Raw genomic sequence first — 21,259 nt, 5'->3', positions numbered from 1 at the left:
CCTGTCCGCCGCCGTGGCGGTCTTCCTGATCGCTCTGCCCCTCTCCCTCGGCATCGCCCTGGCCACCGGCGCCCCGCTCCAGGCCGGCCTCGTCGCCGCCGCGGTCGGCGGGATCGTCGTCGGCCGGCTGGGCGGCTGCCCGCTGCAGGTCAGCGGACCCGCCGCGGGACTCACCGTGGTCACCGCCGATCTGATCCACCGTTACGGCTGGCGGACGACCTGCGGCATCACCGTCCTCGCCGGCCTCGCCCAACTCGGCCTCGGCTGTCTGCGGGTGGCCCGCGGCGCGCTCGCGGTCAGCCCGGCCGTGGTGCACGGCATGCTCGCCGGCATCGGCATCACCATCGCCGTCGCCCAGCTGCACATCGTCCTCGGCGGCAGCCCCGACAGCTCCGTCCTCGCCAACCTGCGGGACCTGCCCGCCCAGTTGGCCGACCTGCACCCGGCCGCCCTGTCGATGAGCGCCCTCACCCTGGCCCTGCTGCTGGCCTGGCCGCGGCTGCCCGGCCGCGCCGGCCGGCTGCTGCGCAGGGTGCCGGCCGCCCTGGTCGCCGTCACCGGAGCCGCCGCGACCGCCGCGCTCGCCGGCCTCGCCCTGCCCCGGGTGGAGCTGCCGTCCTGGCACAGCCATGCCCTGGCCGGACTGCCCGAGGGACCGGTGCTCGGCATCGCCGCCGCCGTGCTCGCCACGACCCTGGTGTGCAGCGTGCAGTCGCTGCTCGGCGCGGTGGCCGTGGACAAGCTGGTCGCCGCCCGGCCCGGCCCGCAGTCCCGCGTCGGCCGCTCCGACCTGGACCGCGAGCTGCTCGGCCAGGGCACCGCCAACATCGTCTCCGGGACCCTCGGCGGGCTGCCGATCGCGGGGGTGGCCGTGCGCAGCACCGCGAATGTGAACGCGGGTGCGGTCAGCCGGAACTCCACGATGCTGCACGGCGTTCTCGTAGTAGTCGCCGCGCTGCTGATGGTCCCGATCCTGGAGGAGATCCCGCTCGCCTCCCTCGCCGCCCTGGTGATGGCCGTCGGCATCCAGATGGTGTCCCTGCACCACATCCGCACGGTGACGCGCCACCGTGAAGTGCCGGTCTACGCCGCGACCACACTCGGCGTGGTGCTCCTCGGCGTCCTGCAGGGCGTGCTCCTCGGGATCGCCGTGGCGGTCGCCCTCGCCCTGCACCGCCTCGCCCGCACCCGTATCACCCACGAAGAGAAGGAAGGAGTCCATCACGTACGTGTCCGAGGCCAGCTGACCTTCCTCGCGGTGCCCCGGCTCAGCAGAGCACTGCATCTCGTCCCCCCGGGCGCCCACGCCGTCGTGGAGCTGGACGGCTCGTTCATCGACCACGCGGCGTACGAGTCGCTGCAGGACTGGCGCAGTTCCCATGCCGCGCGGGGAGGCACGGCCGAGCTGGCGGGCCGGCGCGACGGGATCCGCACCGCCGAGCCGGCCCCGGCCGCCGCGTGCCGGTGCCGCCCCTGGACCCCCTGGCGCAACCACCGGTCCTGCTTCGCCGCGGCCCCCGCCGCCCCGGCGGGGCAGGAGGCCGGCCACGAACTGGCCCGCGGCATCAGCTCGTTCCAGCGGAACACCGCGCCGCTGGTGCGCGAGGAGCTGGCGCGGCTCGCCCGGGAGGGCCAGCGCCCCTCGCAGCTCTTCCTCACCTGCGCCGACTCCCGGCTCGTCACGTCGATGATCACCGCCAGTGGTCCCGGCGATCTGTTCGTCGTCCGCAACGTCGGCAACCTGGTGCCGCCGCCGGACGAGGAGCACGGCGACGACTCGGTGGCCGCCGCCATCGAATATGCGGTGGAGGTGCTCGGGGTCCGCTCCATCACGGTGTGCGGGCACTCCGGATGCGGGGCGATGCAGGCGCTGCTGGCCGCCGGGGCGGACCGGCCGGACACCCCGCTGCGGCGGTGGCTGCGGCACGGGCTGCCGAGCCTGGCCCGGATGGCCGGCGACCGCCCCGACCGGCCCCGGCTGGCCGGGCGGGATCCCGCGGACGCGGTGGAGCTGCTGTGCCTGACCAACGTGGTCCAGCAGCTGGCGCATCTGCGGGCGCACGCCTCGGTCGCCCGGGCTCTGGCCAAGGGCGAACTGGAGCTGCACGGCATGTACTTCCACGTGGGCGAGGCACAGGCGTACCTGCTCGCACGATCGGAAGGAGGAACGGTGTTCGAGGACGTCACGGAGGGCGTCGGCGGAGGTGAGGAGGCACGCGAGGAGGTGCGGGCAGCGAGCCCGAGACAGGTCTAAACCAATTTTCCGGTCGACCCTTGTCATCGGCCCCCCGCGTCTGATGAGCTGTGGCCTGGGACACAACGGACACCCTTCGAAAGGGAGATGTCGTGAGCAACGAGAGCCTGGCCAACCTGCTCAAGGAAGAACGCAGGTTCGCGCCCCCCGCCGACCTGGCAGCGCACGCCAACGTCACCGCGGAGGCGTATGAACAGGCCAAGGCTGACAGGCTCGGCTTCTGGGCCGAGCAGGCCCGCCGGCTGACCTGGGCCAAGGAACCGAGCGAGACGCTGGACTGGTCGAACCCGCCGTTCGCCAAGTGGTTCAAGGACGGCGCGCTGAACGTCGCGTACAACTGCGTGGACCGGCATGTGGAGGCCGGGCACGGGGACCGTGTCGCCATCCACTTCGAGGGTGAGCCCGGCGACAGCCGCGCGATCACCTACGCGGAGCTGAAGGACGAGGTCTCCAGGGCCGCCAACGCCCTGCTGGAGCTGGGCGTGCGCAAGGGCGACCGGGTCGCCATCTACATGCCGATGATCCCGGAGACCGCGATCGCGATGCTGGCCTCGGCCCGGATCGGCGCGGCCCACTCGGTCGTCTTCGGCGGCTTCTCGGCGGACGCGCTCGCGACCCGGATCCAGGACGCGGACGCCAAGGTCGTCATCACCGCCGACGGCGGCTACCGGCGCGGCAAGCCGTCCGCGCTCAAGCCGGCCGTGGACGAGGCGGTCGGCAAGGTCGACAACGTCGAGCACGTGCTGGTGGTGCGCCGTACCGGTCAGGAGGTCGCCTGGACCGAGGGCCGGGACGTGTGGTGGGACGACCTCGTCGCCCGCCAGTCGCCCGAGCACACCCCGGAGGCGTTCGAGGCGGAGCACCCGCTGTTCATCCTCTACACCTCCGGTACGACGGGGAAGCCGAAGGGCATCCTGCACACCTCCGGCGGCTACCTCACCCAGGCGGCCTACACCCACTGGGCGGTCTTCGACCTCAAGCCGGAGACGGACGTGTACTGGTGCACGGCCGACGTCGGCTGGGTGACCGGACACTCGTACATCGTGTACGGGCCGCTGGCCAACGGCGCGACGCAGGTGATGTACGAGGGCACGCCGGACACCCCGCACCAGGGCCGGTTCTGGGAGATCGTGCAGAAGTACAAGGTCACGATCCTCTACACCGCGCCGACCGCGATCCGGACGTTCATGAAGTGGGGCGACGACATCCCCGCCAAGTTCGACCTGTCCTCCCTGCGCGTGCTGGGCTCGGTCGGCGAGCCCATCAACCCCGAGGCGTGGATCTGGTACCGCAAGCACATCGGCGCCGACCGGACGCCGATCGTGGACACCTGGTGGCAGACCGAGACCGGCGCGATGATGATCTCGCCGCTGCCCGGCGTCACCGAGGCCAAGCCCGGCTCCGCGCAGCGTCCGCTGCCCGGCATCAGCGCCACCGTCGTCGACGACGAGGCGAACGAGGTGCCGGACGGCGGCGGTGGCTACCTGGTGCTGACCGAGCCCTGGCCGTCGATGCTGCGCACCATCTGGGGCGACGACCAGCGGTTCATCGACACCTACTGGTCCCGCTTCGAGGGCAAGTACTTCGCCGGGGACGGGGCGAAGAAGGACGACGACGGGGACATCTGGCTGCTGGGCCGGGTGGACGACGTGATGCTCGTCTCCGGCCACAACATCTCCACCACCGAGGTGGAGTCGGCGCTCGTCTCGCACCCGGCGGTCGCGGAGGCCGCCGTCGTGGGCGCCGCGGACGAGACCACCGGCCAGGCGATCGTCGCCTTCGTGATCCTGCGCGGCACGGCCTCGGAGAACGACGCGCTCGTCGGCGAACTGCGCAACCACGTCGGCGCCACGCTCGGCCCGATCGCCAAGCCCAAGCGGATCCTGCCGGTGGCGGAGCTGCCGAAGACCCGCTCCGGCAAGATCATGCGCCGGCTGCTGCGGGACGTCGCCGAGAACCGCCAGCTCGGGGACGTCACCACGCTGACCGACTCCACGGTCATGGACCTCATCCAGACCAAGCTGCCCGCGGCGCCCAGCGAGGACTGAGCGGGCCGGAGGACTGAGCGGCACCCCGTGGGGCACCCGGCCGAAGCACGCGCCGGGTGCCCCACGGGCGTCCCCGGTGAGATCACGGGGTCCGGCGCACGGCATTTTAGGTAAACTAAGGAAAGTGTCGTACGACGCGACACGCACAGGTGCGCCGGGAAGTCTGGTCGGCATGTGAGTTCCGCCTGCCTCCGGAGGTCTCCCGTGACCGCGCCCCGTACCAGCCCCCGCAAGCTCCTCGGCCGCCTGTCCCTGCCCGAGCGGACCTACGTCGCCGACGCCCTGCGCACCGAGACCGTCGGCGGTGTCCTGCTGCTCATCGCCGCCGTGGCCGCGCTGGTCTGGGCGAACACTCCCGGCCTGCACCACAGCTACGAGGCGGTCGGCGACTTCCACCTCGGCCCCGGCACCCTCGGCCTGAACCTGTCCGTCGCCCACTGGGCCGCCGACGGACTGCTCGCCGTGTTCTTCTTCGTCGCCGGCATCGAACTCAAGCGCGAGCTGGTCGCGGGCGACCTGCGCGACCCCCGGGCCGCCGTCCTGCCCGTGGTGGCGGCGCTGTGCGGGATGGCCGTACCGGCGCTCGTCTACACGCTCACCAACCTCGCCGGGGGCGGATCCGCGCAGGGCTGGGCGGTGCCCACCGCCACCGACATCGCCTTCGCGCTCGCCGTCCTCGCGGTCATCGGCACCTCGCTGCCCAGCGCCCTGCGCGCCTTCCTGCTGACCCTCGCGGTCGTCGACGACCTCTTCGCGATCCTGATCATCGCGGTCTTCTTCACCGACCGGCTGAACTTCGCCGCGCTCGGCGGGGCCGTCGTCGGCCTCGCCGTCTTCTGGCTGCTGCTGCGCAAGGGCGTCCGCGGCTGGTACGTGTACGTGCCGCTCGCCGTCGTCGTCTGGGCCCTGATGTACAACAGCGGCGTGCACGCCACCATCGCCGGCGTGGCGATGGGCCTGATGCTGCGCTGCACCACCCGGGAGGGTGAGGAGCGCTCGCCGGCCGAGCACATCGAGCACCTGGTGCGCCCCCTGTCGGCCGGGCTCGCCGTACCGCTGTTCGCGCTGTTCAGCGCGGGTGTGTCGATATCCGGCGGGGCGCTCGGCGACGTGTTCACGAAGCCCGAGACGCTCGGCGTGGTGCTCGGCCTGGTCGTGGGCAAGACGGTCGGCATATTCGGCGGCACCTGGCTGACCGCCCGCTTCACCCGGGCCCAGCTCAGCGAGGACCTGGCGTGGGCCGACGTCTTCGCGGTGGCGTCGCTCGCCGGGATCGGCTTCACGGTCTCGCTGCTCATCGGCGAGCTGGCCTTCGAGGGCGATGCCCTGCTGACCGACGAGGTGAAGGCGGCCGTCCTCACCGGCTCGCTGATCGCCGCGGTGTGCGCCACCGTGCTGCTGAAGCTGCGCAACGCCAAATACCGCAGGCTGTGCGCGGACGAGGAGCGCGACGAGGACCTCGACGGCATCCCGGACATCTACGAGCAGGGCAACCCGGCGTACCACCTCCGGATGGCCGAGATCCACGAGCGCAAGGCCGCCGAGCACCGTCGGCTGGCCGCCGAGCGGGCGGCCGAGGAGCGCCACGGGCTTGCGGAAGTGCCGGGCGGGGCAGGCGAGGAGGACGAGCGTCCGGCATGATCTGACGAGACGGTACAAATCAAGACGGTACGAGAGACCTCTGAGGGAGAACGCGATGAGCGCACCCGACGGCAGCCCGGTCGGCGCCGAACGCAGCATCGGCCAGCTGTTCGCCTCGGCGACGACCGAATTGTCGGCGCTGGTGCACGACGAGATCGCGCTGGCCAAGGCCCAGCTGAAGCAGGACGTGAAGCGCGGCGCGGTCAGCGGCGGCGCCTTCTCCATCGCCGGCGCGGTCCTGGTGTTCTCGCTGCCGATGCTGAACTTCGCCCTCGCGTACGGCATCCGCACCTGGAGCGGCTGGAACCTGGCCGTCTGCTTCCTGCTGTCCTTCGCGGCCAACGTGCTGGTCGCCGGGTTCCTCGCGCTGATCGGCGTGGTGTTCGCGAAGAAGGCCAAGAAGAGCCAGGGCCCGCAGAAGGTGGCCGCCTCCATGAAGCAGACCGCGGGCGTGCTGCAGAACGCCAAGCCGCACCCGCGCCCGGAGCTGCCCGAGGACGAGGCTCCCGCCGCCATCGAGGCTGTGGCACGCTCGTCCTCATGACGGACCCCGCCGCCCCCTCGGCCGTACGCATCGACGGCCCCTGGAGTCACAGGGACGTCGCCGCGAACGGCGCCCGCTTCCACATCGCCGAACTCGGCGACGGCCCCCTGGTGCTGCTCCTGCACGGCTTCCCGCAGTTCTGGTGGGCGTGGCGGCACCAGCTGACCGCGCTCGCCGACGCGGGCTACCGGGCGGTGGCGATGGACCTGCGGGGCGTCGGCGGCAGCGACCGCACGCCCCGCGGGTACGACCCCGCCAACCTCGCGCTGGACGTCACCGGCGTGATCCGCTCGCTCGGCGAGCCGGACGCCGCGCTGGTCGGCCACGACCTCGGCGGCTACCTGGCGTGGACGGCGGCGGCCATGCGGCCCAAGCTCGTGCGGCGCCTGGCCGTGGTGTCCATGCCGCATCCGCGGCGCTGGCGCGCGGCGATGCTGCGGGACGCCCGGCAGACGGCCGCCAACTCCTACATCTGGGGGTTCCAGCGGCCCTGGCTGCCCGAGCGCCGACTGACCGCCGACGGCGGCGCGCTGGCGGGCCGGCTGATCCGGGACTGGTCCGGGCCGCGACTGCCGGAGGACGCGGCCGTGGAGACGTACCAGCGGGCCATGTGCATCCCCTCCACCGCGCACTGCGCGATCGAGCCGTACCGCTGGCTGGTGCGCTCGCTGGCCCGCCCGGACGGCGTGCAGTTCTACCGCCGCATGAAGCGGCCGGTGCGCGTGCCGACGCTGCATCTGCACGGCTCGCTTGACCCGGTCACCCGCACCCGCAGCGCGGCCGGTTCGGGCGAGTACGTCGAAGCGCCGTACCGCTGGCGGCTGTTCGACGGCCTCGGCCACTTCCCGCACGAGGAGGACCCGCAGGCGTTCTCCACGGAGCTGGTCAACTGGCTCAAGGACCCCGAGCCCGACCGGTGACGGTACGGTGGCGGAACGGTGCACGGAGTATCCCGTTCCTCAACAGTTGTCCCCCGGACGGCCACATGCCCGCCGCATAGGCCAATTGGGGGGCGCACGGGCGGTTATCGACCTTGGGGCGGGGGCACACGTCGGGGTATGGGCTGGACGCACGACTACAGTGACGCACCCCGCAACCGCCGCTCGGCCACGGGCCTGAGCACGCCTCAGCGTGGCACCCCGCAACTCGCGGAAGCGGACCTGCGGGTGGGGATTCCGCGCATCCTGCGCCGCCGGGCCCGCTGGGTCTCGGTGCGCCTGCGTCACCCGCGGGGCTGAACGCCGGCGCGTCGCCCTACAGGGCGCAGCTGTCCGTACCCACCTGCTGGTTCGCCGTACGTCCCCGCTCGATGTCGGACCGGATCTCGTCCACCGTGAGGGCGTACCCGGTGTCCGCGTCGTCGAGGGACTTCGCGAACACCACGCCGTACACCTTGCCGTCCGGCGTGAGCAGGGGGCCGCCGGAGTTGCCCGGGCGGACGGTGGCGTACAGCGAGTAGACGTCGCGGCGGACCGTGCCGCGGTGGTAGATGTCCGCGCCGTCGGCCGCGATGCGCCCGCGCACGCGCGCGGCGCGCACGTCGTAGGCCCCGTTCTCGGGGAAGCCCGCGACGATCGCGCCGTCGCCGCCGGCCGCGTCCTGCTCGGTGAACCGCAGCGCGGTCGCCTTCAGGTCCGGTACGTCGAGTACCGCGATGTCGCGCTTCCAGTCGTAGAGGACGACCTTCGCGTCGTACTTGCGGCCCTCGCCGCCGATCTGCACGCGGGGCGCGTCGACCCCGCCGACGACGTGCGCGTTGGTCATCACGCGCCGGTCGGCGAAGACGAAGCCGGTGCCCTCCAGAACCTTGCCGCAGCTCTGGGCGGTGCCGGTCACCTTGACGATGGAGCGCTGGGCGCGCAGGGCGACCGGGCTGCTCGCCAGGGCCGGGTCGGGCGGCCGTACGTCGGGGATGGGCTCGTTGGCGAAGGGGCTGAAGACCTGCGGGAAGCCGTTCTGCGCGAGAGCGGCGGAGAAGTCGGCGAACCAGGTGTCGGCCTCGTCGGGCAGCGCCGCGCGGACCCCGTGCAGCACCTGGGAGCCGCGGACCTCGTTGCGCAGCGTCGGCAGGGTCGATCCGGCGAGGGCGGTGCCGATCAGCCAGGCGACCAGCAGCATCGCGACGACGTTGACCAGCGCGCCGCCGGTGGCGTCCAGTCTGCGCGCGTGGGACCAGGTGATGTACCGGCGCAGCTTGTTGCCCAGGTGCGTGGTCAGGGCCTGGCCGACGGAGGCGCAGACGATGACGACGACCACGGCCACGACGGCGGCGGTGGTGCTGACCTCCGCGTTGTTGGTCGCGGCATCCCAGATCACGGGCAGCGTGTACACGGCGACGAGGCCGCCGCCCAGGAAGCCGATCACCGACAGGATGCCGACGACGAATCCCTGGCGGTAGCCGACGACCGCGAACCACACGGCCGCGACCAGCAACACGATGTCCACCACGTTCACGAACGACACCCTGTCATGCGCGCCAGTCGAGCGGGACCTGGCGCCCCCGGTCCCAGGGCAGCTCCCAGCCCGCGTAGTGCAGCAGGCGGTCGATCACCCCGGCCGTGAAACCCCACACCAGGGCCGATTCGACCAGGAAGGCCGGGCCGCGGTGACCGCTCGGGTGGACGGTGGTGGCGCGGTTGGCCGGGTCCGTGAGATCAGCCACGGGGACGGTGAAGACCCGCGCGGTCTCGTTCGGGTCGACGACGCCGACCGGGCTGGGCTCGCGCCACCACCCGAGCACGGGCGTGACGACGAAGCCGCTGACCGGGATGTACAGCCTCGGCAGCACGCCGAAGAGCTGGACGCCGGCCGGGTCGAGCCCGGTCTCCTCCTCCGCCTCGCGCAGCGCGGCCCGCAGGGGGCCCTCGCCCTGCGGATCGCCGTCCTCCGGATCGAGCGCGCCGCCCGGGAAGGACGGCTGGCCGGCGTGCGAGCGCAGCGAGCCCGCGCGCTCCATCAGCAGCAGTTCGGGTCCGCGCTCCCCCTCGCCGAACAGGATCAGCACCGCCGACTGCCGCCCCGAGCCGTTCTCCGGCGGCAGGAAACGGCTCAGCTGGAGCGGCTCGACCGTCTCGACGGCGTGCACGACGGGCGCGAGCCAGTCCGGCAGCCCTTCCTTGCTGAGCGTCACCGGTCCGCCCTGTGTGTCGCTTGCCCTCGTCATCGCCACCCCCGTCGCTCTGCCCTCTCCAACGCCCGAGGGTCCCGAGATCGTTCCGTCACGCGGCCCCCAGTGGCGGCGCCGGTGTGCCGCCGGCGTCGAGGTACGCCTGCGGGGGCTTGAGCCGCTGGCCCGGGAAGCCGCCCTTCTCGTACTTCAGGAGCTTCTTCGCCTTCTCCGGGTCGGTCTCGCCCTCGCCGTAGGCCGGGCAGAGCGGGGCGATGGGGCAGGCGCCGCAGGCGGGCTTGCGGGCGTGGCAGATGCGGCGGCCGTGCCAGATCACGTGGTGGGACAGGTCGGTCCAGTCGCTCTTCGGGAAGAGCGCGCCGACGGCGGCCTCGATCTTGTCGGGGTCGGTCTCGTCGGTCCACTGCCAGCGCCGGACCAGCCGCTGGAAGTGGGTGTCCACGGTGATCCCGGGCCGGCCGAAGGCGTTGCCGAGGACGACGAAGGCGGTCTTGCGGCCCACGCCGGGCAGTGTGACCAACTCCTCCAGCTTCCCGGGCACCTCGCCGCCGAAGTTCTCGACGAGCGCCTTGGAGAGCCCTATGACCGACTTGGTCTTGGCCCGGAAGAAACCGCAGGGGCGCAGGATCTCCTCGACCTCCTCCGGGTTGGCGGCGGCGAGGTCCTCGGGGGTGGGGTACTTGGCGAACAGCCCCGGGGTGGTCTGGTTGACGCGCAGGTCGGTCGTCTGGGCCGACAGCACGGTGGCGACCAGCAGCTGGAAGGGGTTCTCGAAGTCCAGTTCCGGGTGGGCGTACGGGTACACCTCGGCCAGCTCGCGGTTGATGCGGCGGGCGCGGCGGACCAGGGCGGTGGGTGACTCGCCGGCCGGCGGCCTGACGGCGATCTTCTGGACGGGCGCGGCCTTCTTGGCGGGCTTCTCGACGGACGCGGCCTTCTTCACGGCGGCGGGGGTCTTCTTCGCCGCCGCGGTCTTCTTCACGAGGGCGGGAGCCTTCTTGGCCGCCGCGGTCTTCTTCGCCGCCGCGGTCTTCTTCGCAGCCGGAGCCTTCTTCTGCGCAGCCGCGGCCTTCTTCGTCACGCCGGCGGCCTTCTTCGCCGCACCGGAAGACTTCTTCACCGCACTGGAAGTCGTTTTGGCCGATTTGCCTGTTTTATTACTTCCTCCGGGACCCTGTTCGCCCACAGCGGAATCACGACGTACAACCACCCGCCCAGCCCCCTTGCCCTGTGCTCTCACCGGCGTTTTGGACACCCGGCCAGCCTAAAGCCCGGTACCGACATCCGCTCCGGACCCGGCCCAGCGGCCCCCGATTGGACCCCTGACGCTTACCCCGGGACACCTGTGCGGCATCCTTGTGACAGATCACACTGTTTGGACCGTCCGGCAAAATGGGGAACACGGTCCCCTGGCACACGGGGGAGCAAGATCCCCTGAGCAGGTCGACAAGGAGAGAACTCGTGGACGACGTTCTGCGGCGCAACCCGCTCTTCGCGGCTCTCGACGACGAGCAGGCCGCGGAGCTTCGCGCCTCCATGAGTGAGGTGACCCTCGCACGCGGCGACTCCCTGTTCCACGAGGGCGACCCCGGGGACCGGCTGTACGTCGTCACGGAGGGCAAGGTCAAGCTGCACCGCACCTCCCCCGACGGCCGCGAGAACATGCTCGCCGTCGTCGGCCCCGGCGAGCTGATCGGCGAGCTGTCGCTGTTCGACCCGGGCCCCCGGACGGCCACCGCGACCGCGCTGACCGAGGTCAAGCTGCTCGGCCTCGGCCACGGCGACCTCCAGCCCTGGCTGAACGCCCGCCCGGAGGTGGCCGGCGCCCTGCTGCGCGCCGTCGCCCGCCGCCTGCGCAAGACCAACGACGCCATGTCCGACCTGGTCTTCTCCGACGTCCCCGGCCGTGTCGCGCGCGCCCTGCTCGACCTCTCCCGCCGCTTCGGCGTGCAGTCCGAAGAGGGCATCCACGTCGTCCACGACCTCACCCAGGAGGAGCTGGCCCAGCTGGTCGGCGCCTCCCGCGAGACCGTGAACAAGGCGCTGGCGGACTTCGCCCAGCGTGGCTGGCTCCGCCTGGAGGCGCGGGCCGTGATCCTGCTGGACGTGGAGCGGCTCGCCAAGCGTTCCCGCTGACGCCCGCACCGGCCGTACGACCCGGGGGCCCGCTTCCTGGAAGCCGGCCCCCGCCGTCATGACGGCCGACCGCCGCCCCCTCAGAAAACCGGCTGACCGGGGCGGGAGCGGCGGGCACAGTGGGCGCATGTCCGACACCCCGCCCCGCACGGGCCTGGACGCCCGGGGCCATCTCGTCCGCGAGGGCTCCCTCACGCGCGTGCAGCCCGCCTTCCGCCCGGTCGTGGCCGCCGCCCGCGACCGCCTCCCGGCCCTCTTCGGCGCGCGCCTGCACAGCGCCTACCTCTACGGGTCGATCCCGCGCGGCACCGCGCGCGTGGGACGCAGCGATCTGGACCTGCTGGTCGCCCTGCGCGAGGAACCCACCGACGCCGACCGGGCCGCCGCAGACACCCTCGGCGCGGCGCTCGACCGGGAGTTCCCGCAGATCGACGGCGTCGGCACGCTGCTGTACGGCCGGGAGCGGCTGCTGAGCGAGCTGGAGCGGTACGACCTGGGGTGGTTCGTCGCCTGCCTGTGCACCCCGCTGCTCGGCGACGACCTCGCCGCGCGGCTGCCGCGCTACCGCCCCGACTCCCTGCTGGCCCGCGAGACCAACGGCGACCTCGGCCGGCTGCTGCCGCGCTGGCGGGAGCGGATCGCAGGCGCGGAGGACACCGAGGAGGCCCGCCGCCCCCTCGTACGGTTCATGTCGCGGCACCTCGTCCGCACCGGCTTCACGCTCGTCATGCCCCGCTGGCGGGGCTGGACCAGCGATCTGCGGGAGATGGCCGGGGTGTTCGCCGGCTACTACCCGCGGCGGGCCGCACAGCTGCGTACGGCGGCGGAGTACGGCTACGAGCCCGTCGGCGACCCGGACGTGCTGCGGTCGTACGTGGACGACCTCGGGCCCTGGCTCGCCGACGAGTACGCGCGCGTGCACGGCGTCAAGGCACCCCGCCCGGATTAGATGAGCCCGTGCTCGCTGAGGTAGTCCAGCTGGGCGCGGACCGACAGTTCCGCCGCCGGCCACAAGGAGCGGTCCACGTCGGCGTACACGTGGGCGACGACCTCGGCCGGGGTGCGGTGGCCGTTCTCGACGGCGGTCTCCACCTGGGCGAGCCGGTGGGCGCGGTGGGCGAGGTAGAACTCGACGGCGCCCTGGGCGTCCTCCAGGACCGGCCCGTGCCCCGGCAGGACGGTGTGCACGCCGTCGTCCACCGTGAGCGACCTCAACCGCCGCAGGGAGTCCAGATAGTCGCCGAGCCGGCCGTCGGGGTGCGCCACGACCGTCGTGCCGCGCCCGAGGACCGTGTCCCCGGTCAGCACCGCCCGGTCGGCGGGGAGGTGGAAGGACAGCGAGTCCGCGGTGTGCCCGGGGGTCGGTACGACCCTCAGCTCCAGGCCGCCGACGGTGATCACGTCCCCGGCGGCCAGGCCCTCGTCGCCGAGCCGCAGCGCCGGGTCCAGGGCACGCACACGCGTGGCGGTCAGCTCGGCGAAGCGGGCTGCGCCCTCGGCGTGGTCGGGGTGGCCATGGGTGAGCAGGGTCAGGGCTATGCGCTTGCCGGCCTTCTCGGCCGTGTCCACCACGTTGCGCAGATGGCCGTCGTCCAGCGGGCCGGGGTCGATCACCACGGCCAGGTCGGAGTCGGGCTCGGCGACGATCCAGGTGTTGGTGCCGTCCAGGGTCATCACGGAGGGGTTGGGCGCGAGGACGTTGACCGCCCGCTCGGTCGCCGGTCCCGAGAGCACTCCGCCCCGGGGCTGGCCCGGCAGGGCGCTGGCGTCGGTCATGCGGGGCCTCCACCGGTGGTCTCGGCGGTCGTCGGAACGGGCGTCTGCGCGGGAGTCCGAACGGCCGGCTCCGACGGGATCGGCGCGGTCGGCTCCGCGGGGGCGGGAGCGGCCGGGACGTGCTTGGTGAACTCGTCGTGCCCCGGCCAGGACAGGACGATCTCGCCGTCCTTCAGGCGGGCCCGGGCCAGCACCGGAGTCATGTCGCGCGCGGGCGCGTCGGCCAGCGCGTCGGCGGCGGTGCGGTACGGCAGCAGCTGGCGCAGGGTGGCCACGGTGGGCGGCATCATCAGCAGCTCGCCCTTGTCGTACCCGGCGGCGGCCTCCTCGGGCCGGATCCACACCGTGCGGTCGGCCTCCGTGGAGGCGTTCCGGGTGCGCTGCCCCTCGGGGAGCGCGGCCACGAAGAACCAGGTGTCGTAGCGGCGGGCCTCGAACTCGGGGGTGATCCAGCGGGTCCAGGCGCCCAGCAGGTCCGAGCGCAGCACCAGACCGCGCCGGTCGAGGAACTCCGCGAACGACAGCTCACGCGCGACCAGGGCGGCGCGGTCGGCCTCCCAGTCCTCGCCGGTGGTGTCGCCGACGACCGAGTCCGGGTCGGGCCCGGCGAGCAGGACGCCGGCCTCCTCGTACGTCTCCCGTACGGCGGCGCAGACGATCGCCTGGGCGCCCGCCGCGTCGACGCCGAGCCGGTCGGCCCACCACGCGCGCGTGGGGCCCGCCCAGCGGATCTGACGGTCGTCGTCACGCGGGTCGACACCGCCCCCGGGATACGCGTACGCGCCTCCGGCGAAGGCCATGGAGGCGCGTCTGCGCAGCATGTGGACGACCGGCCCGTCCGGGGTGTCCTTCAGGAGCAGCACCGTGGCCGCGCGCTTGGGGGTCACCGGGGTGAGCGTGCCGTCCGCGAGCGCGCGGATGCGGTCGGGCCACTCCGGGGGGTACCACTGACCGTTCGCCATGGCCGCGAGGCTATCCCGTGTAGGGCGAATGTTCGAGAGGTACCCGAGGCCGGCGGGGCAGGCGGTGCGGGCTACTGGGCCAGCTCGACCTGGATCTCCACCTCGACGGGCGCGTCCAGCGGCAGCACCGCGACGCCGACCGCGCTGCGGGCGTGCACACCCTTGTCGCCGAGGACCTCGCCGAGCAGTTCGCTGGCGCCGTTGACGACGCCCGGCTGCCCGGTGAAGTCGGCCGCCGAGGCGACGAAGCCGACGACCTTCACCACGCGCGCGATGCGGTCCAGGTCACCGGCGACGGACTTCACGGCGGCGAGCGCGTTCAGCGCGCAGGTACGGGCCAGGTCCTTGGCCTCGTCCGGCGTGACCTCGGCGCCCACCTTGCCGGTGACCGGCAGCTTGCCGTCCACCATCGGCAGCTGGCCGGAGGTGTAGACGTACACCCCGGACTGCACGGCCGGCTGGTAGGCGGCCAGCGGCGGTACGACGTCCGGCAGGGTCAGGCCCAGTTCGGCCAGCTTGGCCTCGACCGTGCTCACGCCTCCGTCTCCTGCTTCTCCCGCTTCAGGTAGGCCACGAGCGACTCGGGGTTGGGCCCGGGCACGACCTGGACCAGCTCATAGCCCTGGTCGCCCCAGGAGTCCAGGATCTGCTTGGTGGCGTGGATGAGCAGCGGCACGGTCTGGTATTCCCACTTCTTGGTCATGGGGGCGACTGTAGCCGCTGTGACCCGGGGGTCAGGCCGCCCACCACGGCGCCCGTTATCCACAGCCTCCCGCGTGAGTGTCGGGCGGACTGGTTAGTCTCGAAGGTGTGAGCAGGCTCCAGGTCGTCAGCGGCAAGGGCGGGACCGGAAAGACGACGGTCGCCGCCGCCCTCGCGCTGGCCCTCGCGACCGAGGGGAAGCGGACGCTTCTCGTGGAGGTCGAGGGTCGGCAGGGCATCGCACAGCTCTTCGAGACGGAGGCGCTTCCCTACGAGGAGCGCAAGATCGCGGTCGCTCCGGGCGGCGGCGAGGTGTTCGCCCTCGCCATCGATCCCGAACTGGCCCTTCTGGACTATCTCCAGATGTTCTACAAGCTCGGTGGCGCGGGCCGGGCCCTGAAGAAGCTCGGCGCGATCGACTTCGCCACCACCATCGCGCCCGGCCTCAGAGACGTCCTGCTGACCGGCAAGGCGTGCGAGGCCGTGCGCCGCAAGGACAGGTCCGGGAGGTTCGTGTACGACTACGTCGTCATGGACGCCCCGCCCACCGGCCGCATCACCCGCTTCCTGAACGTCAACGACGAGGTGGCGGGCCTCGCGAAGATCGGCCCGATACACAACCAGGCGCAGGCCGTGATGCGGGTGCTGAAGTCGCCGGAGACGTCGGTGCACCTGGTGACGCTGCTGGAGGAGATGCCGGTCCAGGAGACCGCCGACGGCATCGCCGAACTCCGCGCGGCCCGGCTGCCGGTGGGCCGGGTCATCGTGAACATGGTCCGGCCCGAGGTGTTGGACGCGGCCGACCTGGAACTCGTACGGACCGTGGAGCGTTCCTCCGTGGCACAGGCGCTCTCGGCGGCCGGTCTGGGCGGGGCCCGGCGGGGCGGGAACGCCGAGAAGCTGGTGGACCCGCTGCTGGAGCAGGCCGCGGAGTACGCCGAGCGGTACACGCTGGAGCAGGAGCAGCGCGCGGTCCTCGGCGAGCTGGGCCTGCCCCTGCACGAACTGCCGCTGCTCGCCGAGGGCATAGACCTCGCGGGCCTGTACGAACTCGCCACCGAGCTGCGGAAGCAGGGGTTGTCATGAGTCCGGACCCGGCCGAGGCCTCCGAGACGGCCGAAGGGCCCGAGAAGGGCCGCCGCCTCTCCCCCGCGCGCGTGCTGGACGTGGACCCGCTGCTGGACGACCCGAAGACGCGGATCGTGGTGTGCTGCGGCGCGGGTGGCGTCGGCAAGACGACGACCGCGGCGGCCCTCGGTCTGCGGGCGGCCGAGCGGGGCCGCAAGGTGGTCGTCCTGACCATCGACCCGGCCAAGCGGCTGGCCCAGTCGATGGGCATCGACTCCCTCGACAACGTGCCGCGCCGGGTGAAGGGCACCGAGGGCGACGGCGAGCTGCACGCCATGATGCTCGACATGAAGCGCACCTTCGACGAGGTCGTGGAGGCGCACGCGGACCCCGAGCGGGCCGCCGCGATCCTGGCGAACCCCTTCTACCAGTCGCTCTCGGCGGGCTTCGCGGGCACGCAGGAGTACATGGCGATGGAGAAGCTGGGCCAGCTGCGGGCGAGGGACGAGTGGGACCTGATCGTGGTCGACACCCCGCCGTCCCGTTCGGCGCTGGACTTCCTGGACGCGCCCAAGCGGCTCGGTTCCTTCCTGGACGGCCGGCTCATCCGCCTGCTGACCGCTCCGGCGAAGCTCGGCGGCCGGGCCGGGATGGCGTTCCTCAACGTCGGCATGTCGATGATGACCGGCACCCTGGGCAAGCTGCTGGGCGGTCAGCTGCTGAAGGACGTACAGACCTTCGTGGCCGCGATGGACACCACCTTCGGCGGTTTCCGTACCCGCGCGGACGCCACCTACAAGCTGCTCCAGGCCCCCGGTACGGCGTTCCTGGTGGTGGCGGCGCCGGAGCGGGACGCGCTGCGCGAGGCCGCGTACTTCGTGGAGCGGCTGGCCGCGGAGGACATGCCGCTCATGGGCCTGGTGCTCAACCGGGTGCACGGCAGCGGCGCCGGCCGGCTGTCGGCCGAGCGGGCGCTCGCCGCCGCGGAAAATCTTGAGGAGCCCCGCATTGTGGATCAGGGGAACGGGAAAGCTGGACTTCGTAACTCTCCTGACACGTACGGCAGTTCACAATCTCCCGCATCCGAGACCGCAGCCATCGCTTCCGAGGAAGGCTCCCCCGCCGACACGGAGCGCTCCGTCGACCGGCTCACCGCGGGACTGCTGAGACTGCACGCCGACCGCATGCAGCTGCTCTCGCGTGAGCAGCGCACGCGTGACCGTTTCACCGCCCGCCACCCCGAGGTGGCGGTGGTCGAAGTGCCCGCACTGCCGGGCGACGTCCACGACCTCGCGGGCCTCCGCGACATCGGGGAGCGCCTGGCCACCGGGCGTCCGGATCCGACGTAGGCCGCGGCGATGCGCGGCGGGCATACGGCGGTGGGGCGTCGGCAGCGGTCCGCGGCACATGACACGCGGCGCGTACGGCAGGCGGCGCACACGCAGCACAGGTGCGGGCGCAGGCACGCCGGGACAGCGGCACGCCCGGCACGCGATACGCCACGGCACACGCGCACGTACCCGTGGGCGGCTTCCGGAGGCGCTCCCGCGAGGACTCTGCGCAAAGGCTCGGTGCAGGCCCATGCGCGCGGATCCTGACAGCGGACCCTGCACACGGACTATGCGCGAAGCGGCTCCGCGCGGACCATGTGCCCCTGGGCTGTGCCCCGGGGAACGCCCTCAGCTCACCGCCGCGTAGTTCTCGTACACCTCGTCGTTGTCGAGGGGCACGATCCCGGCGCCCCGCTCGTACTCCGAGCGGGCGGTTTCCAGCAGTCTCCGCCACGAGGTCACGGTGGGCCGCCGGCGCAGCAGCGCGCGGCGCTCCCGCTCCGTCATGCCTCCCCACACGCCGAACTCGACGCGGTTGTCCAGCGCGTCCGCCAGGCACTCCGTGCGCACCGGGCATCCGGTGCACACCGCCTTGGCCCTGTTCTGCGCTGCTCCCTGAACGAACAGTTCATCCGGATCGGTAGTGCGGCAGGCAGCCTGCGCACTCCAGTCGGTTACCCAGCCCATACCGGCGCCGTCCTCTCCCGAATCGAGGCTCCCCCACGGCGGCAGCGGCATATTCACCGCCGCCAGTTGAGGACGTTACGGAAGGTGGGGACGGCGCAACACCCCCTGCGGGCCCAATCTTGAATGGCCCGAACGGACTATGGGTAAGCGGCAGATCACCCGCGGGAGTGAGCTGGCGACATACGCGACGATCCCGGCAAACCGGGACAGTCGTGGTACGTCACACCGGACGCCAGGTGACACACCCGGCGGAATCGGGCTCGTCCCTCCCAGGGAACGGACCCGCTCCCTGGGGCGTGCCCTGGGAGTTTCGGGCTACGTCCGGAACGATTCGGGGTCGCCGGACGTATAGATACGTGACCGCACTGCTGTGACAGTTGAGAGCAGCTTAGGCCAAGGCCTGCGCGCGTGTCCGGCGAATGGGAACGGAGACCGCCCACTTTGCCGTGCCGTGATGCGGTCGCTCCTTCGGAACGCTCAACAGTACGGATTAGGCTGCCCCCATGCCAAAGAAGCGCTCGGGCGGCGGTCTGTCGCCCATGCAGCAGGCCGCCAAGTTCCTCGGTGTCAGTGTGCTCGCCGGAGCCGTGATGGCCGGTATCGCGCTGCCCGCGGCCGGAGCGCTGGGCCTCGCGGCCAAGGGCTCGGTCAAGGGCTTCGACGAGATCCCGGCCAACCTGAAGAGCCCCCAGCTGAGCCAGCGCACCACGATCCTGGACGACCGGGGCGACCCGATCGCGACCGTCTACTCCCGCGACCGTACGGTGGTCGACCTCAAGGACATCTCGCCGTACATGCAGAAGGCGATCGTCGCGATCGAGGACTCGCGCTTCTACAAGCACGGCGCGGTCGACCTCAAGGGCGTGCTGCGCGCCCTGAACAAGAACGCGCAGGAGGGCGGGGTCGCCCAGGGCGCCTCCACGCTCACCCAGCAGCTGGTGAAGAACTACTTCATCGAGGAGGCCGGCGACGACCCGACCAAGGTCGCCGAGGCCACCCAGCAGACGCTGGGCCGCAAGATCCGCGAGCTGAAGTACGCGATCCAGATCGAGGACAAGCTCGGCAAGAAGAAGATCCTCGAGAACTATCTGAACATCACCTTCTTCGGCCAGCAGGCCTACGGCGTCGAGGCCGCCTCCCAGCGCTACTTCTCCAAGCACGCCAAGGACCTGAACCTCCAGGAAGCGGCGCTGCTGGCCGGCATCGTGCAGTCCCCGAGCCGCTACGACCCGGTGAACGACGAGGCGGAGGCCACCAAGCGGCGCAACATCGTCCTGCAGCGCATGGCGGAGCTGGGCGACATCTCCCAGAAGGAGGCCGACCAGGCCAAGGAGAAGCCGCTCGGCCTGCACACCAGCCGCCCCAAGAACGGCTGCATCACCGCGGTGAAGGGCGCCGGCTTCTTCTGTGACTACGTCCGCCAGGTCGTCCTCACCGACCCGGTCTTCGGCGAGACCAAGGAGGAACGGGCCAAGCTCTGGAACCGGGGCGGCCTGACGATCCGTACCACGCTCGACCCGCAGGCCCAGAAGTCGGTGCAGGCGTCGATCAAGGACCACGTCTACAAGAGCGACCCCGTGGCCACCGCCGCGACCATCGTCGAGCCCGGCACCGGCAAGATCCTCGCCATGGGCCAGTCCCGGCCGTACGGCGTCAACGTCAAGAACGACGAGACGACGATCAACCTGTCCGTCAACGGGAACATGGGCGGCGGCGCCGGCTACCAGCCCGGTTCCACGTTCAAGCCGATCGTCGCCGCGGCGGCCATCGAGGGCGGCAAGCCCCCGACGCAGGAGTACTCGTCGCCGTACGAGATGGCCTACCCGAGCCCGGTGGCCGCGTGCGACGGCAAGGTGTGGCGCAACGACCCCTACCGCCCGGCGAAGCTGAAGAACGAGAACGAGTCGGAGCGCGGCCCGTACGGCATGTCGGAGGCGACCGCGAAGTCGGTCAACACCTACTACGTGCAGCTGATCAGCGACATCGGCATCTGCCCGGTCATCGACATGGCCAAGAAGATGGGCGTGGCGCGCGCGGACGGCCGCAAGATCGACCAGGCGCCCTCCATCGCGCTCGGCACGCAGGAGATGTCCCCGCTGACGATGGCGAACGCGTACGCCACCTTCGCCTCGCGCGGCATGTACTGCACCCCGGTCGCCATCGAGTCGGTCACCAAGAAGGTCGGCAGCGAGCAGAAGTCCCTGGAGGTGCCGAAGTCGACCTGCTCGCGGGCGATGTCGGAGAACACCGCCGACACGGTCAGCACGCTGCTGAAGGGCGTGGTCGAGGACGGCACGGGCCAGGAGGCGGGCCTCGGCAGCCGCCCGAGCGCGGGCAAGACGGGTACGACGGACGAGCGCTTCGCGGCCTGGTTCGTCGGCTACACCCCGAACATGGCCGGCGCGGTCTGGGTCGGCGACCCGCAGCACAAGCGCAAGATGACCAGCATCACCATCGGCGGCGTCCCGCACGACAAGGTCTACGGCGGTGAGGTCCCCGGACCGATCTGGCGGGACATGATGAGCGGCGCCCTCGAGGACAAGCCCGTGGAGGACTTCCACCTGATCGACATCCCCGACGACAGCCACGAGGACGACGACCGGGGAAAAGGCGGCAGGGGGAGGAACGACGACAGCAACGGGGACACGACGGGACGGCTGATCGGCGGACTGATCGGGGGCCCGACGGACGGGGGAGCGACCGGCGGGGCCACCACGGGTGACACGACCGGCGGCACGATCGGCGGCACGTTCCCGACGCCGACGTTCTCCATCCCCGAGAACTTCATCCAGGGCCAGGGCAACGGCGGCAACAACGGGAACGGCAACGGGGGCCGGGGCTAGCCCGCTCCCGGCACGACGGCGGGGCCGCACCTGTGTTCCGGGTGCGGCCCCGCCGTATCAGCAGGGGCGTGTTCCGCGGTGCGGCCCGCCGTATCAGCAGGGCTGCGGCCGAGCGCGTGTTCCGCGGTGCGGCCCGCCGT

Annotated in this window: 19 protein-coding genes; 11 read left to right on the top strand and 8 right to left on the bottom strand. The window is 71.9% G+C overall.

The window, feature by feature from the left end; genetic code table 11:
• From CCN44_RS24775 to CCN44_RS46465, 6 genes are all read left to right on the top strand, one after another.
• Window positions 1–2,254, top strand: a 2,254-nt coding sequence (locus tag CCN44_RS24775) for a SulP family inorganic anion transporter (protein ID WP_086699608.1), incomplete at its 5' end; no start/stop codon positions are given.
• A 50-nt stretch (window positions 2,255–2,304) separates the two neighbouring features.
• Window positions 2,305–4,302, top strand: a complete 1,998-nt coding sequence (acs, locus tag CCN44_RS24770) for an acetate--CoA ligase (protein WP_086699606.1) — start codon at window positions 2,305–2,307, stop codon at window positions 4,300–4,302.
• A gap of 204 nt (window positions 4,303–4,506) precedes the next feature.
• Window positions 4,507–5,943 carry a Na+/H+ antiporter NhaA gene (gene nhaA / locus CCN44_RS24765; protein WP_086699603.1) on the top strand — a complete coding sequence of 479 codons (1,437 nt, stop codon included), beginning with the start codon at window positions 4,507–4,509 and terminating at the stop codon, window positions 5,941–5,943.
• Between the two features lie 55 nt (window positions 5,944–5,998).
• Window positions 5,999–6,487: a phage holin family protein gene (locus tag CCN44_RS24760; RefSeq protein WP_086699600.1), complete on the top strand. Its 489-nt coding sequence runs from the start codon at window positions 5,999–6,001 to the stop codon at window positions 6,485–6,487.
• Entirely contained in the window at window positions 6,484–7,407 is a 924-nt protein-coding gene (locus tag CCN44_RS24755) for an alpha/beta fold hydrolase (protein WP_059251450.1), read from the top strand. Before CCN44_RS24760 ends, CCN44_RS24755 begins: the two co-directional genes overlap by 4 nt.
• Window positions 7,408–7,545: 138 nt before the next feature.
• Window positions 7,546–7,725 (top strand): hypothetical protein, encoded by a 180-nt coding sequence (locus CCN44_RS46465; protein WP_078629584.1) that lies wholly within the window; start codon window positions 7,546–7,548, stop codon window positions 7,723–7,725.
• Between the two features lie 16 nt (window positions 7,726–7,741).
• On the opposite strand, the gene CCN44_RS24745 is transcribed toward CCN44_RS46465, so the two are convergent.
• From CCN44_RS24745 to nth, 3 genes are read right to left on the bottom strand one after another with little or no spacing between them, the layout of a single operon-like run.
• Window positions 7,742–8,941 (bottom strand): MarP family serine protease, encoded by a 1,200-nt coding sequence (locus CCN44_RS24745; RefSeq protein ID WP_059255142.1) that lies wholly within the window; start codon window positions 8,939–8,941, stop codon window positions 7,742–7,744.
• A gap of 13 nt (window positions 8,942–8,954) precedes the next feature.
• Window positions 8,955–9,650 carry an NUDIX hydrolase gene (locus tag CCN44_RS24740; RefSeq protein WP_059251448.1) on the bottom strand — a complete coding sequence of 232 codons (696 nt, stop codon included), beginning with the start codon at window positions 9,648–9,650 and terminating at the stop codon, window positions 8,955–8,957.
• A gap of 55 nt (window positions 9,651–9,705) precedes the next feature.
• Window positions 9,706–10,734: an endonuclease III gene (gene nth / locus CCN44_RS24735; protein WP_086699596.1), complete on the bottom strand. Its 1,029-nt coding sequence runs from the start codon at window positions 10,732–10,734 to the stop codon at window positions 9,706–9,708.
• A gap of 341 nt (window positions 10,735–11,075) precedes the next feature.
• Between nth and CCN44_RS24730 the strand changes: the two genes are divergently transcribed.
• Together CCN44_RS24730 and CCN44_RS24725 are read left to right on the top strand one after the other, a co-directional pair.
• Entirely contained in the window at window positions 11,076–11,750 is a 675-nt protein-coding gene (locus CCN44_RS24730) for a Crp/Fnr family transcriptional regulator (protein WP_014674022.1), read from the top strand.
• Between the two features lie 127 nt (window positions 11,751–11,877).
• Window positions 11,878–12,699, top strand: a complete 822-nt coding sequence (locus CCN44_RS24725) for a nucleotidyltransferase domain-containing protein (RefSeq protein WP_086699594.1) — start codon at window positions 11,878–11,880, stop codon at window positions 12,697–12,699.
• Here the strand turns inward: CCN44_RS24725 and CCN44_RS24720 are convergent.
• The 4 genes from CCN44_RS24720 to CCN44_RS45135 all read right to left on the bottom strand — a co-directional run bounded on the left by CCN44_RS24720 (window position 12,696) and on the right by CCN44_RS45135 (window position 15,191).
• Window positions 12,696–13,526, bottom strand: coding sequence for an MBL fold metallo-hydrolase (locus CCN44_RS24720; RefSeq protein ID WP_086699590.1), 831 nt, complete (start codon window positions 13,524–13,526; stop codon window positions 12,696–12,698). The two genes, CCN44_RS24725 and CCN44_RS24720, sit on opposite strands and share 4 nt — an antisense overlap.
• Window positions 13,523–14,488, bottom strand: coding sequence for an NUDIX hydrolase (locus CCN44_RS24715; RefSeq protein ID WP_237481923.1), 966 nt, complete (start codon window positions 14,486–14,488; stop codon window positions 13,523–13,525). Before CCN44_RS24715 ends, CCN44_RS24720 begins: the two co-directional genes overlap by 4 nt.
• 71 nt (window positions 14,489–14,559) lie before the next feature.
• Window positions 14,560–15,024, bottom strand: a complete 465-nt coding sequence (locus CCN44_RS24710; protein ID WP_059251366.1) for a RidA family protein — start codon at window positions 15,022–15,024, stop codon at window positions 14,560–14,562.
• Window positions 15,021–15,191, bottom strand: coding sequence for a DUF4177 domain-containing protein (locus tag CCN44_RS45135; protein WP_086699587.1), 171 nt, complete (start codon window positions 15,189–15,191; stop codon window positions 15,021–15,023). Before CCN44_RS45135 ends, CCN44_RS24710 begins: the two co-directional genes overlap by 4 nt.
• Window positions 15,192–15,298: 107 nt before the next feature.
• On the opposite strand from CCN44_RS45135, the gene CCN44_RS24700 reads away from it, so the two are divergent.
• The gene (locus tag CCN44_RS24700; protein ID WP_086699585.1) at window positions 15,299–16,276 is read left to right on the top strand and encodes an ArsA family ATPase; all 978 of its coding nucleotides are present in this window, start codon (window positions 15,299–15,301) and stop codon (window positions 16,274–16,276) included.
• Window positions 16,273–17,607 (top strand): ArsA family ATPase, encoded by a 1,335-nt coding sequence (locus tag CCN44_RS24695; RefSeq protein WP_086699582.1) that lies wholly within the window; start codon window positions 16,273–16,275, stop codon window positions 17,605–17,607. The genes CCN44_RS24700 and CCN44_RS24695 overlap by 4 nt, the downstream gene beginning before the upstream one ends.
• 330 nt (window positions 17,608–17,937) lie before the next feature.
• Here CCN44_RS24695 and wblA read toward each other — a convergent pair whose 3' ends face one another.
• A complete protein-coding gene (gene wblA, locus CCN44_RS45130; RefSeq protein WP_018547931.1) occupies window positions 17,938–18,276 on the bottom strand; it encodes a transcriptional regulator WblA in 339 nt (112 codons plus the stop codon).
• A gap of 503 nt (window positions 18,277–18,779) precedes the next feature.
• Between wblA and CCN44_RS24680 the strand changes: the two genes are divergently transcribed.
• On the top strand, window positions 18,780–21,119 hold the full coding sequence (locus CCN44_RS24680) for a transglycosylase domain-containing protein (RefSeq protein WP_208639831.1): 2,340 nt from the start codon (window positions 18,780–18,782) through the stop codon (window positions 21,117–21,119).
• The last annotated feature ends 140 nt before the right edge of the window (window positions 21,120–21,259 follow it).

The organism is Streptomyces tricolor (genome assembly GCF_002155905.1).
In the GTDB taxonomy this organism is placed as follows: domain Bacteria; phylum Actinomycetota; class Actinomycetes; order Streptomycetales; family Streptomycetaceae; genus Streptomyces; species Streptomyces tricolor.
This window is presented reverse-complemented; position numbering and strand designations above follow the sequence as displayed.

What these genes read in the sequence shown, in the direction of transcription:
- CCN44_RS24725 (WP_086699594.1), top strand. Translation starts at nt 11,878, where the DNA reads ATGTCCGACACCCCGCCCCGCACGGGCCTGGACGCCCGGGGCCATCTC.
- CCN44_RS45135 (WP_086699587.1), bottom strand. Translation starts at nt 15,191, where the DNA reads ATGACCAAGAAGTGGGAATACCAGACCGTGCCGCTGCTCATCCACGCC.
- CCN44_RS24740 (WP_059251448.1), bottom strand. Translation starts at nt 9,650, where the DNA reads ATGACGAGGGCAAGCGACACACAGGGCGGACCGGTGACGCTCAGCAAG.
- CCN44_RS24695 (WP_086699582.1), top strand. Translation starts at nt 16,273, where the DNA reads ATGAGTCCGGACCCGGCCGAGGCCTCCGAGACGGCCGAAGGGCCCGAG.
- CCN44_RS24715 (WP_237481923.1), bottom strand. Translation starts at nt 14,488, where the DNA reads ATGGCGAACGGTCAGTGGTACCCCCCGGAGTGGCCCGACCGCATCCGC.
- CCN44_RS24755 (WP_059251450.1), top strand. Translation starts at nt 6,484, where the DNA reads ATGACGGACCCCGCCGCCCCCTCGGCCGTACGCATCGACGGCCCCTGG.
- CCN44_RS24720 (WP_086699590.1), bottom strand. Translation starts at nt 13,526, where the DNA reads ATGACCGACGCCAGCGCCCTGCCGGGCCAGCCCCGGGGCGGAGTGCTC.
- CCN44_RS46465 (WP_078629584.1), top strand. Translation starts at nt 7,546, where the DNA reads ATGGGCTGGACGCACGACTACAGTGACGCACCCCGCAACCGCCGCTCG.
- CCN44_RS24760 (WP_086699600.1), top strand. Translation starts at nt 5,999, where the DNA reads ATGAGCGCACCCGACGGCAGCCCGGTCGGCGCCGAACGCAGCATCGGC.
- CCN44_RS24680 (WP_208639831.1), top strand. Translation starts at nt 18,780, where the DNA reads ATGCCAAAGAAGCGCTCGGGCGGCGGTCTGTCGCCCATGCAGCAGGCC.
- wblA (WP_018547931.1), bottom strand. Translation starts at nt 18,276, where the DNA reads ATGGGCTGGGTAACCGACTGGAGTGCGCAGGCTGCCTGCCGCACTACC.